Source organism: Solwaraspora sp. WMMD406 (assembly GCF_029626025.1).
In the GTDB taxonomy this organism is placed as follows: Bacteria; Actinomycetota; Actinomycetes; order Mycobacteriales; family Micromonosporaceae; genus Micromonospora_E.
Genome location: NZ_JARUBF010000001.1, coordinates 152,668 through 166,206 on the forward strand (window position 1 = coordinate 152,668; position 13,539 = coordinate 166,206).

Below are 13,539 nucleotides of genomic sequence, written 5' to 3' on the forward strand. Positions count from 1 at the left end.
TTTCCTGATCACACCTTGGAGCATTTAGCGGAGCAACCGTTGATGCTCTTTCAAGCCTGCCCATAAGCGAATTCACCAAGCTATCAACACTTTTGCACATCCGACTCGACATGCTATTTTCCGGTCCAACCATCGCCATCGCAGGAGCTGCGGAACCAATGGACGATCAGGATTACCAGGTTGCCTTTCCGGCGCGCGGCAGCGTGCTCGACGCCGCAGAACTCGCCGCACTCACCGAACTGGTCGACTCAGGACATACACTGTCGGCCGGCAGCCGCCGGACGGCTTTCGAACGACGGTTCGCCGAGTACGTCGGTACCCGGCACGCGTTGTCGGTGACCAGCGGAACCGTGGCGCTCGAGCTGGCGATCCACCTCGCCGACCTCCGCCCGGGAGACGAGGTGGTCACCACACCACAGACTTTCTCCGCGACGATCCACCCACTGCTGGCACACGATGTGCGAGTGCGTTTCTGTGACGTCGACCCGGTGTCGCTCAACATCGATCCGACGGCGGTGGAGGCGGCGGTGAACGGCCGCACCGCCGCAGTGATCCTGGTCCACTACGGCGGGTATCCGGCCGACATGGGCCGCATCGTCGCCGCCGCCCGTCGGCACGGCGCCGTGGTCATCGAGGACTGCGCCCACGCACTCGGCGCGACCTGGCACGGACGGCGCCCCGGCGCGTTGGGTGACATCGGATGCTTCAGCTTCCACAACTCCAAGAACATCACCACCCTGGGTGAGGGTGGAATGCTCACCTTCGACCGCGACGATTGGGTCGAGCGAATCGATCGAATCCGGTCGAACCAGCCCGATGTCGAACTCGGTCCGACCCGCTTTCCGGAGCCGCCGCCCACTCCCCTGCTGCCGTGGATGCGGTTCTCCGAGGAGGTCTACGGGCGCGACTACGCCCGCGTCAGGAGACCCGGTACGAACGCCACCATGTCCGAAGCCGCCGCTGCCGTGGGCATCGTCCAACTCGACCGCATGGCGCGCCTCACCGCCCGCCGCCGGCACATCGCCGAGCGACTCGACGAGTGCATCGGCCGCTACCCGCAGGTCCGTCTGCACCGCCCGCCGCCGGGGCTCGGTCACGCGTACCACCTGTACACCTTCTTCGTGGAGGCCGGCCGGGCGACGCGTGAACACCTGGTCCGCGAGCTGGACCGCCACGGGGTGGAGGTCCAGCTGCGCTACTTCCCACTTCATCTGACCCCCGAGTGGCGGGCCCGTGGCCACCGTCGGGGTGAATGTCCGGTCGCCGAGCGGCTCTGGTTCGACGAGCAGATCAACCTGCCGTGCCATCCGGGAATCACCGACAGGCAGCTCGACTACCTGGTCGAGGCGGTCACCGCGGCCCTCGACACGACGCTGTCGCCCGCCGGAGCGCCGCCCACGGCCATTTCCGTACCGCTGCCCGACCACACCGTGACGTCGGCCTGAATCCGGTCACCCCGCCACCGAAACGGAGATCTCATGCCCTTCATCGACGTCCGCATCTTCGAGGAACGGCTCACCCCGGCCGTGCAGGAGGCGCTCGTCACCCGGTTGTCCGACGCCGTCGGCGAGGTGCTCGGCGAGGACGCGCGGGCGCAGACCTGGGTGGTCCTGACAGCCGCGCCGGCTGACCGCTGGGGCATCGGCGGCGTACCGGCCAAGCCGCCGGCGGCGGCGACGACGTCAGCAGCGCCGGCGGCGGCGACGACGTCAGCAGCGTCGGCGGCGGCAACGTCGGCGGCAACGTCGGCAGGCCAGGACAACGGCCGGCAGCCGACGGACAGCGAAGGCCAGGCGCGATGACCATCTCGTCCCGATACGCCGCCGACCAGGCCGCCCCCGACCAGACAGTCACCGACGGAAGCGCCGCTGGTGCGGGCGTGCCGCCACCGTCGCCGGCCACCGATCCGGTACGCGCGGCGGTCGCCTCGGCCCTCAACGTGGAGTACGCCGAACTGACCCCCGAGGCTGACCTGTTCGCGCTCGGGCTGGACTCGCTCACCCTGATCCGGCTGGTCTCCGGGTGGCGCCGGGCCGGACACCTGGTCACCTTCGAGCAACTGGCCGAGGCACCGACGCTGGCCGACTGGGCGGCCGCGCTGGCCGCCACCCCGACCGGCAGCCGCACCGGTGCCCCGGCCGGCAGTTCCGCAGAGGACACCGACAGCGGCGACGCCGCCCAGCACACCGTCGGCGGCGACGCCGAGCCGGGCACGACACCGACCGACGACGCCACCGGCCCGGTCGACCCGGCGGCACCCTTCGAACTGGCGACCATGCAGTACGCGTACTGGATCGGCCGGCAGGACAACCAGCCGTACGGCGGCGTCGCCGCTCACTTCTACGTGGAGTTCGACGGCCACGGCGTCGACCCGCAGGCCCTGGACCGGGCACTGGCCGCGCTGTCGGCCCGGCATGGCATGCTGCGGGCCCGATTCGACGACACCGGGCGGCAGCGGATCGCCGCCCGGGGTGGACTGGCGTTGACCGTGCACGACCTGCGGACGCAGGCACCGCAGGAGGTGGAGCGGCGGTTGGCCGGACTACGGCAGCGGTACACCCACCAGCGGATGGACGTCGAACACGGCGAGGTCCTCGCCGTCGCGGTGAGTCTGCTGCCCGACGGTGCCACCCGGCTGCACGTCGACCTCGACATGCTGGTCGCGGACGCGTTGAGCATGCGGATCCTGCTGGACGACCTGCGCCGCCTTTATGAACGGCCGGACGAGCCACTGCCGCCGGTCACCTCGGGTTTTCCCCAGTACCTGGCCGCGCACCGGCGGGCGGCGGCGACCGACCGGGACCGGGCCCGCGCCTGGTGGCGCGACCGCCTCAGCGACCTACCCGGCGGCCCGCAGCTCCCACTGCGTCCGGACGCCGGTAGGCCGGGTGCCGCCGCACGCAGCGAACGGCTGCACCACTGGCTCGACCCGCGACGCAAACAGGCGCTGCTGGAGCGGGCGGCCCGACATCAGGTGACGCCGGCGGCCGCGCTGGCGACCGCCTTCGCCGAGGTGCTCGGGGCGTTCAGCGACGACCGCCGGTTCCTGCTCAACCTTCCGCTGTTCGCCCGGGAGCCGTTGGTGTCCGACGTGAACCGGCTGGTCGGTGACTTTTCCAGCTCGGTGCTGCTCGGCGTGGACACCGGCGGGGTGCTGCCGTTCACCGATCGGGCCCGCCGGGTGCAGTCGGACCTGCACGCCGCCGTCGACCATGGTGCGTACGCCGGGGTGGAGGTGCTGCGTGACCTGTCCCGTCAAGCGGGGCAGCCGGTGCTTGCCCCGGTCGTCTACACCAGCGCGCTGGGCCTCGGCGAGATCTACGACACGGCGTTGCAGGACACCTTCGGTACGCCCTCGTGGATCATTTCGCAGGGCCCGCAGGTGTGGCTCGACGCCCAGGTCACCGAGCTCGACGGCGGGCTGCTGCTGAACTGGGACGTCCGGCTCGACGTCCTGGCCGACGGGGTCGCGACGGCGGCCTTCACCGCGTACCGGGAGTTGGTGGAGGCGCTGGTCGGCACCGACGACGCCTGGCGGCGTCCGGTGGGATCGGTGCTGCCGGCCGGGCAGGCGGCGGTCCGGGCGAAGGTCAACGCCACAGCGGTCGACCGGCCGGCGCGCTGCCTGCACGACGGCTTCCTGCGGCAGGTCGCGGACCGGCCGCACCAGCCCGCCGTCATCGACGGTGACCGTACAGTCAGCTACGCCGAGTTGGCCGACGCCGCAGCGCGGGTACACACGCTGCTGGCCGCGCACGGGGTGGGTCCCGGCGACCCGGTCGGCGTCACCCTGCCCAAGGGGACCGATCAGATCGTGGCGGTGCTCGGTGTGCTCGCCGCCGGGGGCTGTTACGTGCCGGTCGGCATCGACCAGCCGGCACACCGTCGGGCCCGGGTGCACACCCTCGGCGGGGTACGGGTGGTGCTCACCGACCCGGACCACCGCGAGCGGGTGTCGGCCGCCGGGGCCCGACCGGTGCTGGTCGGCGACGCGGCGACGCTGGCACCGTCTACGCCAGCGCCGGTCGACCCGCAGGCGCTCGGGTACGTGCTGTTCACCTCCGGTTCCACAGGGGATCCGAAGGGGGTGGAGATGACCCACGCGGCGGCGGTGAACACCATCGACGCGCTGAACGCCCGGCTGGACCTCGGCCCCGACGACCGGGTGCTCACCCTGTCGGGGCTGGAGTTCGACCTGTCGGTGTACGACGTCTTCGGCCTGCTCACCGCTGGCGGCGCGCTGGTGGTCGTCGGTGAGGACCAGCGACGCGACGCGGCAAACTGGTGGCGACTGGTGACCCGGCACCGGGTCTCCGTGTGGAACACCGTACCGGCGCTGCTCGACATGCTGCTGGTGGCCGCGACCGACCGGACCGCGACGCCCGACGCCACGACGCCCGAGGCCACGACGCCCCACGCCGCGACGGAGCACCAGCCGACGACGGAGGACCCGCCGACGACGGCGCTGCGGGCCGTCCTGCTCGGTGGCGACGTGATCGGCCCGGACCTGCCGGGCCGGCTGCGGGCCGTCGCCCCGGCCTGCCGGTTCCTCGCTCTCGGCGGCATGACGGAGGCGGCGATCCATTCCACCGTGTACGAGGTACCGCCCGCCGGCCCGCAGGAGACGTCGATGCCCTGGGGGGTGCCGCTGGACAACGTGGTCTGCCGGGTGGCCGACGCCGACGACCGGGACCGGCCCGACTGGGTGACCGGTGAGTTGTGGGTCGGCGGCGCCAGCCTTGCCCGTGGCTACCGGGGCGACCCGCAGCGCACCGCCGACAAGTTCGTCACGTACGCCGGGCGGCGCTGGTATCGCAGCGGCGACCTGGCCCGCTACCGGCCGGACGGCACCCTGGAGTTCCTCGGCCGGGCCGACCACCAGGTCAAGATCCGGGGACACCGGATCGAACTCGGCGAGGTCGAGGCGGCGCTCGTCGCCCACCCGGCGATCGAGCAGGCGGTCGCCGTGGTGACCGGCGAGGGTCCGGCCCGCCGGCTGGCCGCAGCCGTCACGATGTCGTCCACCGGCGCCGACGCCGACGCCGACGCGAGCCCACCGGACGATCTGGACGGTTGGCTCGCCGACCGGCTGCCGGAGCACATGCGGTGTGACACCGTCACGGTGTGGCCGCGACTGCCGTTGACCGGCAACGGCAAAGTGGACCGGTCCGCCGTACGGGCGGCGTTGACCGCCGACGCCGAGCTGCGACGCGGCGGTGAGCGGCCGGCGCAGCCACCGCAGGGCGCGCTGGAGACGCTGGTCGCCGAGGTCTGGTCCGAACTGCTCGGCGTGGCCGGGGTGAGCCGAGACGACTCGTTCTTCGCGCTCGGTGGCGACTCGCTGCTCGCCACCGGCCTGCTGGTCCGGCTGCGCGGCAGCGGCGTGCGGGGGGCCCGGCTGGCCGCCCTGTTCGCCAGCCCCCGGCTGGCGGACTTCGCCGCCGGTCTGACACTGGACGACGCCGCGCCCCGGCCCGGTACGCCGGCCGCCGACCCGGGCCAGGTCGCCGAACCGGTGGTGGTCGCCGACCTGGCGCACCGGCACGAACCGTTTCCGCCGACGGACGTGCAGCGCGCCTACTTCGTGGGCCGGGATCCCCGGCTGCCGCTCGGTGGCGTCGGCACCTGGCAGTACATCGAGTTCGACGGGGTCGACGTCGACCTCGACCGGCTGCGACACGCCTGGCAACGGCTGGTCGACCGGCACGAGATGCTGCGGGCCGTGTTCGACGCCGACGGCAACCAGCGAATCCTGCCCGAGGTGCCGCCGGTCCGGATTGACCTGGTCGACGTGGGCGACGCGGTCGACCTGATCGACCTGATCGACGTGGTCGACCCGGTCGACGCGGTCGACGCGGTCGACGCGGTCGACGCGGTCGACGCCGATACGGCCACGGCGCTGGAGCAGCTCCGGACGAGCCGGTCGCACCTGCTGACCGACCTGACCCGCTGGCCGCTGTTCGACGTGGCGGCGGTGCGCTATCGCGAGGCCGGACAGGTCCGTACCAGGGTCGCGGTCGGACTCGACTACATCGTCTTCGACGCCCTGTCGATCATGACCCTCTACACCGAGCTCGACCTGCTCTATCGGCAGCCGAACGCCGACCTGCCGCCGATCGAGGTGTCGTTCCGCGACTACCTGCTGCAGGTTCGCCCGGATCCCGAGGTCGTCGAGCAGGATCAGCGGTACTGGACGCGACGCCTCGCCGGCCTTCCGCCCGCGCCGCAGTTGCCGACCACCCGCCACCCGGCCGAGGTGACCCGACCCCGGTTCACCCGCCGGCAGCACCACCTGGCGCCGCAGGCGTGGGCGGCGATCCGGGGCCGGGCCCGCCGGCACGGGCTCACCCCGTCGACGGTGCTGCTCGCCGCGTACGCCGAGGTGCTCGGTGCCTGGAGCGGCCGGCGTGACCTGACGGTCACCCTGACGTTGTTCAACCGGCGCGACGCGCATCCGCACGTCTATCGGGTACTCGGCGACTTCACCACCTTGTCGCTGGCCGACTACCGGCCGACCGTCGGCGGCACCTTCCTGGCCGACGCCACCGCGCTGCACCGGCGGATGGGCGAAGACCTGGACCACCGCGAGGTCAGCCCGTCCTGGCTGCTGCGGGAACTGGCCCGGGTCACCGGCAGCATGGAGGCGATGCCGGTCGTGTTCACCAGCGCGATCGGCGTCGGCGACGGCGTGTCCATGGACCGCTCGGAGCCGTTCCCGCAACCGGTCTGGGGCATCTCCCAGTCACCCCAGGTGTGTCTGGACAACCAGGTGCTGGAGTCGCACGACGGGTTGCTGGTGACCTGGGACAGCGTCGACGAGCTGTTCCTGCCCGGCGTACTGGACGCGATGTTCGAGGCCTACCTGGGCCTGCTCGACCATCTCGCTGGTGCCGACTGGGACACGCCGGTGCCGGCGTTGCTGCCGGCCGGGCAGCGGACGGTCCGGGAACGGATCAACGCCACCGACGCGCCGATCCCCCGGCAGACGCTGCACGGCCGTGCCTTCGCCGCCGCCCGCCACGCGCCGGAGCACCCGGCGCTCATCTGGCACGACAGCGGCGGCGGTCCGGCCACGATGACCTACGCCGAGCTGGCCGAGCGGGCGCTGCGGATCGCGGGCGCGCTGGTCACCGCCGGGGTACGCCGTGGCGATCCGGTGGCGATCACCCTGCCGAAAGGCCCGGACCAGGTGGTGGCGGCCCTCGGCGTCCTGGCCGCCGGCGCGGCGTACGTTCCGGTCGGGGTGGAGCAGCCCGCGCTGCGCCGCGAGCGGATCTACCGGGACGCGGGCGTCACGGCGGTGATCGCCGCCGACGACGCGGACACCGGCCCGGCTCCGGCGCTGTCGGTGGCGGCCGCGCTTGCGGCGACGCCGCTGGCCGAGCCGGTCCCGGTCGACCCCGACGATCCGGCGTACGTCATCTTCACCTCCGGTTCCACCGGCACCCCGAAGGGCGTCGAGGTCAGCCACGACGCGGCCGCGAACACCTGCACCGACATCAACACCAGGTTCGACGTCGGGCCGGACGACCGGGTGCTCGCCCTGTCCGCGCTCGACTTCGATCTGTCGGTGTACGACATCTTCGGCGTCCTCGGTGCCGGCGGCACGCTGGTGCTGCCGGCCGAGGACGAGCGACGCGACGCCCCCCGCTGGCTCGCGCTGGTCGCCGCGCACGGCGTGACGCTGTGGAACACCGTACCGACGTTGTTGGACATGCTGCTGGTGGCGGCCGAACCCGGCGGGATACCGGCGAGCCTGCGGCTGGCGCTGGTGTCCGGCGACTGGGTGGGCCTGGACCTGCCCGGCCGGCTGGCCGCCGCGACCGCCGGACGCGCCGACGGGGCGTGCCGGCTCGTCGCGCTCGGCGGCGCCACGGAGGCGTCGATCTGGTCCAACGCGTTCGAGGTGGCCGAGGTGCCCGACCACTGGCGGTCGGTGCCGTACGGGTTCCCGCTGGCCAACCAGGCGTACCGGGTGGTCGACGACGCCGGGCGGGACCGGCCGGACTGGGTGGCCGGCGAGCTGTGGATCGGCGGCCGTGGGGTGGCCCGTGGCTACCGGGGTGACCCCGCGCGGACCGGGGAGAAGTTCGTCACCGGCCGGTCGGGCCGCTGGTACCGCACCGGTGACCTGGGCCGCTACTGGCCGGACGGCACCCTGGAGTTCCTGGGTCGGGTCGACCACCAGGTGAAGGTCGGCGGCCACCGGTTGGAGCTCGGCGAGATCGAGGCCGCCATGGAGGCGCACCCGGGCACCGGCCGGGCCGTCGTGGTGGTCACCGGCGGGCGTGCCGCCCGTCGGCTGCACGGGTTCGTCGAAGCCGGCGGCGGATCGTCGGACGTGCCGGCCGCGCTGCGCCGGTTCCTCGGCGAGCGGCTACCCGGGTACGCGGTCCCGGCCCGGATCACCGTCGTCGACGCGTTGCCACTGACCAGCAACGGCAAGGTGGACCGGTCCGCGCTCAGTGAGCTGGCGGCGGCGACCGAGGACGATCCCCGGGCACGACCACCGTCCGGCGACATCGAGACGGCGGTCGCGCAGCTCTGGCAGGAGCTGCTGGGTGTGCCGGTGGCCGACCGGGAGGCGAACTTCTTCACCCTGGGTGGGGACAGTGTCAGCGCGCTGCGGATGCTCACGTCGATCCGTCAGCGGTACGGGGTCGACGTACCGGTCCGACGGTTCCTGGCGGCGGCGACGGTGGCCGAAGTGGCCGCGGCCGTCGCGGCGGAAACCCCGGACGCTAATGAAAACGAGTACGATTTCGGACTACTATGACCGACACTGACAGACCCCGACCGCTGGCCACGGTTCTCGGCCCGGTCCGTGCCCCGCTGGCCCTCGCGATGGTCCTGCAGGCGCTGGCCAGCACCGCCGGCGTCGGCGTGCTCATCGCGATGGTGCGGGTCGGCGACCGGTTGCTGGACCCCGCCGCGCCCGGCACGGTGTGGCCGGTGGCCCTGTCCGGCGCGGGCGCGGCGGTGGCCGCCGTACTGCTCGCCACGGCCGCCACCGTCGTCACCCACCTCGCCGACAGCCGGCTGCAGTTGCGGCTGCGGCGTGCGTTGGCCGACCGGCTCAGCCGGATGCCGCTGACCTGGTTCACCCAGCAGGGCTCCGGCCGGGTGAAGAAGGTCGTACACGACGACGTGCAGACCATGCACTACCTGGTGGCGCACACCGTGCTCGACGTGACCGCCGTGGTCGTGACACCACTGGTCGCGGTGGCCTACCTGGCCAGCGTCGCCTGGTGGCTCGCCCTGATCAGCCTGCTGCCGCTGGCCGCCGGGCTCGGACTGTTCCGCCGGGCGATGGCCGGAGCGGGACCGAAGATGGCGGCGTACGGTCAGGCGGCCCGGGAGATCAACAGCGCGGCGGTGGAGTTCGTCGACGGCATCGCCGTGCTGAAGACCTTCGGCCAGACCGGCGTCGCGCACCGACGGTTCCGGCAGGCCGCCGAGGCGTTCAGCGACTTCTTCGCCCGCTGGGCCGCCGGCACCACCGGGATCACCACCGCCTCACAGCTGGTGGTCACCGCACCGGTCGTCCTGCTGATCGTGCTCGGCGTCGGCGTGCCCGCCGCCGTCGCCGGACAGCTCGCACCGTCGGCGCTGGTGGCGTTCGTGCTGCTGGCACCGGCGGTGGCCGCGCCGGCCGCCGGCATCGGCGGCCGGGTCCAGGCCCTACGGACCGGCCTCGGCGCGGCGGCCGAGGTCGCCGCCCTCATCCATCATCCGGACGATCAGGTCGGCGGCGGTACGGGCCACCCGGACGGGACCTCGGTCCGATTGACCGGGGTCAGCTTCTCCTACGACGGCACCCGCCAGGTGCTCGACAGCGTCGATCTGGAACTCGCCCCGGGCACCGTCACCGCACTGGTCGGGCCCTCCGGGGCCGGCAAGTCGACGGTGGCCCGGCTGATCGCCGGCTTTCACCCGCCCACCGCCGGCCAGGTCAGTGTCGGCGGGATCGCCGTCGAGGAACTGGACCCGGCGGTGCTGCACCGCACCATCGGGTTCGTCCTGCAGGACGTCATCCTGCTGCGGGCCAGCGTCGCGGAGAACATCGCGCTGGCCCGCCCGGACGCCGGCCACGACGAGATCGAAGCCGCCGCGCGGGCCGCGTACATCCACGACCGGATCGTCGCCGAGCCGGCCGGCTACGACGCCGTCGTCGGCGTCGACGTCTCCTTCTCCGGCGGTGAGGCGCAGCGGATCTCCATCGCCCGGGCGCTGCTCGCCGACCCGCCGGTACTGGTGCTCGACGAGGCCACCGCCTACGCCGACCCGCACGCCGAGTCCGCGATCCAGCGGGCGTTGTCCGCCCTGGCCGCCGGCCGCACCCTGCTGGTCATCGCGCACCGGCTGGCCAGCATCCGCGCCGCCGACCAGATCGTCGTCCTCGACCAGGGACGGATCGTCGAACAGGGCACCCATCCCGAACTGCTCACCCGTGACGGCCGGTACGCCCGGATGTGGCAGGCCCAGGAATCCCACCGGCCGACACCGGCCAGTCTCGCCCAGGAGTCGGCATGATCCGCGCCCTGTCCGCCGCCCTCGGCCCCGCCCAGGCCGGACCGCTGCGGCGGTTGCTCGTCCTGCTGGTCGCGGCGGCCACCGCCCAGGGCGTCGCGTACGCCCTGCTGGTGCCGCTGGTCCGAGGCGTGCTGGGCGAGCGGCCAGCGGCGGCGCTGCCCTGGCTGGCGGCCTTCGGCGTCGCGGTCGCCTGCTACGCCGCGCTGACCTGGTCCGGGCAGTACCTCGGCTTCGCCACCGGACAGTCGGTGGCCCGGGTGCTGCACCAGCGGCTCGGCGAGAAAATCGCCCAACTGCCACTGGGCTGGTTCAGCCCGGCCCGCACCGGCGAGGTCAGTCGGCTGGCGAGCCAGAGCGTACTGCAGCTGATGAACATGCCCGCGCATCTGATGCGGCCGATCGTCACCGCCGCGGTGACACCGCTGGTGGTGGTGCTGGCGCTGCTGGTCGTCGAGCCGCGGCTCGGGATCGCCGTCGCCGTGGCCGCCCCCCTGCTGCTGCTCATCCTGCGCTGGAGCAACCGGGCGGTGGCCCGTGCCGACGCCGACCGGCACCGGGTGATGGACGACGCGGCGGCCCGGATCGTCGAGTTCGCTCAGGCGCAGCCGCTGCTGCGGGCGTACGGACGGACCGCCCGCGAGCACCGACTGCTCGACGACGCCCTGCTGGCGCAGAGCCGCGCGGACCACGCTCTGCTGGGCCGTGCCGTCGTCGGGCTGGTCTCCTTCGGGTTCGCCGTCCGGGTCCTGCTCGGCACCGTACTGCTGCTCGGGGTTCACCTGGCGATCGGCGGCGCGCTCGACGCGGCGACGCTGGTCGCCGTACTGGTGTTGACGGTCCGCTTCACCGAGCCGCTGGCCACGGCCGCCGAACTCGGCGCGTCGCTGCGGATGGCGTCGGGGCACCTCGCCGGGGTGAACGGGGTGCTGCGGGCCGCGACGCTGCCCGAGCCGCGCCAGCCCCGGCGACCGGACGGTGGCGAGGTCGTCTTCGACGACGTGCGGTTCGGCTACGACGGGCGCCCAGTGCTGCGCGGGGTCAGCTTCACGTTGCCGCAGCGGAGCTTGACCGCGCTGGTCGGGCCGTCCGGCGCCGGCAAGACGACGGTGGCCCGGCTGCTGGCCCGGTTCTGGGACGCCGACGCCGGGGCGGTACGCGTCGGCGGAGTCGACGTACGAGACATCACCCCGGCGGACCTGGCGACGCGAGTGTCGTTCATCTTCCAGGACGTGTACCTGTTCGACGGCACCCTCGCCGACAACGTCCGGCTCGGCCGGCCGGACGCCGACGACGACGAGGTACGCGAGGCCATCGACCGGGCCGGTCTCACCGACGTCGTCGCCGACCTGCCGGCTGGGTGGGACACCCCGGTCGGCGAGGGTGGTACGGCGTTGTCCGGTGGGCAGCGCCAGCGGGTGTCGATCGCCCGGGCCCTGCTCAAGAACGCGCCGATCGTCGTGCTCGACGAGGCGACCGCCTCCCTGGACGCCGAAGCCGACGCGGCGGTGCAGACCGCGGTGGCCGCGCTGGCCCGCCGGGCGACCCTGCTGGTCATCGCCCACCGGCTGCAGACCGTGCAGGCCGCCGACCAGATCCTGGTGCTGTCCGACGGACGGATCAGCGACCGGGGCACCCACGACGAACTTGTCGACCGGGACGGCCTGTACGCCTCGTTCTGGCGGGAACGGGTCGAGTCCCAGGGATGGCGCCTCGTCGACCGATAGGTCGGCCGGTCGGCCGGTCGGCCGGTCGGCCGGGTGCGCCACCGGCAGCGCGACAACCAACAGCTCGACAACCGACAGGCAACCGGCGGCCACCACGGGGGTGGCCGCCGGTTTCAGTGGTCGTCCCAGTGTTCCTCGTGCCGGGCGTGCCGGTGCCCGTCGTGCACGTAGTCCACGTGTCCGTCGTGCGGCACCGCCACGTGCCCGCATCCTTCGCGATGCTCGTGGTCGTGCCGGTCGTGGACCTGGTGGGCGGCCGGCTCGCATTCGTCGAAGTGGCCCTGGTGCTCACGGTGCAGGTGCCCGTCGTGGACGTAGTCGACATGTTCCTGGTGCGGAACGGCGACATGCCCACAGTCCGACCCATGCCGGTGCTGGTGCGCCTCGTGTTGCCGATGCAGCTGTTCTGTTGTCACTACCCCTCCTCCAACGCGATCCGGTACGCCAGGGAACGGTAGTGAAGACGGCCGTGGTTTCTCCGGGATTCGGCGACAACCGGTCCGATCGGCCACCACCGGCGCGGTCACTCGGCCGACAGGTCCTACCAGGACGCCTTGCGGATCCCGGGCAGTTCACCGCGGAGCGCCATCTCGCGGAAACGCACCCGCGACAGGCCGAACCGGCGCAGCACGCCACGGGGCCGACCGTCGATCGCGTCGCGGCTCCGGCGCCGGACCCGGCTGGAGTCGCGGGGCAGGGCGGCGAGTTCGCGAACCGCCTCGGCCCGCTGGTCGGGCTCCGTGTCGGGCGCCGAGATCAGCTTCTTGAGGGCGGCCCGCTGGTCGGCGTGGCGGGCGACCAGGATCGCCCGGCGATTCTCCCGCTCGACCAGGCTGCGGCGGGCCATCAGCGCTCCTCTCGGAACTCGACGTGCCGGCGGATGATGGGGTCGTACTTGCGCAGCACCAGCCGGTCGGGATCGTTGCGGCGGTTCTTGCGGGTGACGTAGGTGTAGCCGGTGCCGGCGGTGCTGCGCAGCTTGATCACGGGCCGGATCTCTGTGCTACGGGCCATCAGATCTTCACCCCCCGGGCGCGCATCCGGGCGACGACGGCCTCGATGCCGTCGCGGTCGATGATCCGCAGACCGGTGGTGCTCACGTTGAGGCGGATGGATCGCCCGTCGGCGAGCCGGAACCGGCGGCGCTGAATGTTGGGGTTCCACCGGCGGCGGGTGCGGCGGTGGGAGTGGGACACCGCGTTGCCGAAGCTGGGCCTGGCACCGGTGACATCACAGATGTTCGACATGACCACCACTTTACAACGACAATCATTTCCAACAA

At 72.7% G+C, this 13,539-nt stretch carries 9 protein-coding genes; 5 read left to right on the forward strand and 4 right to left on the reverse strand.

What is annotated here, in order from left to right:
* Positions 1 to 92: 92 nt before the first annotated feature.
* From O7632_RS00600 to O7632_RS00620, 5 genes are read left to right on the forward strand one after another with little or no spacing between them, the layout of a single operon-like run.
* On the forward strand, positions 93 to 1,445 hold the full coding sequence (locus tag O7632_RS00600; RefSeq protein ID WP_278110454.1) for a DegT/DnrJ/EryC1/StrS family aminotransferase: 1,353 nt from the start codon (positions 93 to 95) through the stop codon (positions 1,443 to 1,445).
* A gap of 33 nt (positions 1,446 to 1,478) precedes the next feature.
* The gene (locus O7632_RS00605; protein WP_278110456.1) at positions 1,479 to 1,802 is read left to right on the forward strand and encodes a tautomerase family protein; all 324 of its coding nucleotides are present in this window, start codon (positions 1,479 to 1,481) and stop codon (positions 1,800 to 1,802) included.
* On the forward strand, positions 1,799 to 8,776 hold the full coding sequence (locus O7632_RS00610; RefSeq protein ID WP_278110458.1) for a non-ribosomal peptide synthetase: 6,978 nt from the start codon (positions 1,799 to 1,801) through the stop codon (positions 8,774 to 8,776). Before O7632_RS00605 ends, O7632_RS00610 begins: the two co-directional genes overlap by 4 nt.
* Positions 8,773 to 10,533: an ABC transporter ATP-binding protein gene (locus O7632_RS00615; protein WP_278110460.1), complete on the forward strand. Its 1,761-nt coding sequence runs from the start codon at positions 8,773 to 8,775 to the stop codon at positions 10,531 to 10,533. The genes O7632_RS00610 and O7632_RS00615 overlap by 4 nt, the downstream gene beginning before the upstream one ends.
* Positions 10,530 to 12,257: an ABC transporter ATP-binding protein gene (locus O7632_RS00620; RefSeq protein ID WP_278110461.1), complete on the forward strand. Its 1,728-nt coding sequence runs from the start codon at positions 10,530 to 10,532 to the stop codon at positions 12,255 to 12,257. Before O7632_RS00615 ends, O7632_RS00620 begins: the two co-directional genes overlap by 4 nt.
* Before the next feature lie 113 nt (positions 12,258 to 12,370).
* Here the strand turns inward: O7632_RS00620 and O7632_RS00625 are convergent, their stop codons facing one another.
* From O7632_RS00625 to rpmB, 4 genes are all read right to left on the reverse strand, one after another.
* Positions 12,371 to 12,673: a hypothetical protein gene (locus tag O7632_RS00625; RefSeq protein ID WP_278110462.1), complete on the reverse strand. Its 303-nt coding sequence runs from the start codon at positions 12,671 to 12,673 to the stop codon at positions 12,371 to 12,373.
* A gap of 125 nt (positions 12,674 to 12,798) precedes the next feature.
* The gene (gene rpsN / locus O7632_RS00630) at positions 12,799 to 13,104 is read right to left on the reverse strand and encodes a 30S ribosomal protein S14 (RefSeq protein WP_278110464.1); all 306 of its coding nucleotides are present in this window, start codon (positions 13,102 to 13,104) and stop codon (positions 12,799 to 12,801) included.
* A complete protein-coding gene (gene rpmG / locus O7632_RS00635) occupies positions 13,104 to 13,271 on the reverse strand; it encodes a 50S ribosomal protein L33 (RefSeq protein ID WP_278110465.1) in 168 nt (55 codons plus the stop codon). The genes rpsN and rpmG overlap by 1 nt, the downstream gene beginning before the upstream one ends.
* Complete coding sequence (rpmB, locus tag O7632_RS00640; RefSeq protein WP_278110467.1) at positions 13,271 to 13,504, reverse strand: 50S ribosomal protein L28; 234 nt, start codon at positions 13,502 to 13,504, stop codon at positions 13,271 to 13,273. Before rpmB ends, rpmG begins: the two co-directional genes overlap by 1 nt.
* Positions 13,505 to 13,539 lie beyond the last annotated feature (35 nt).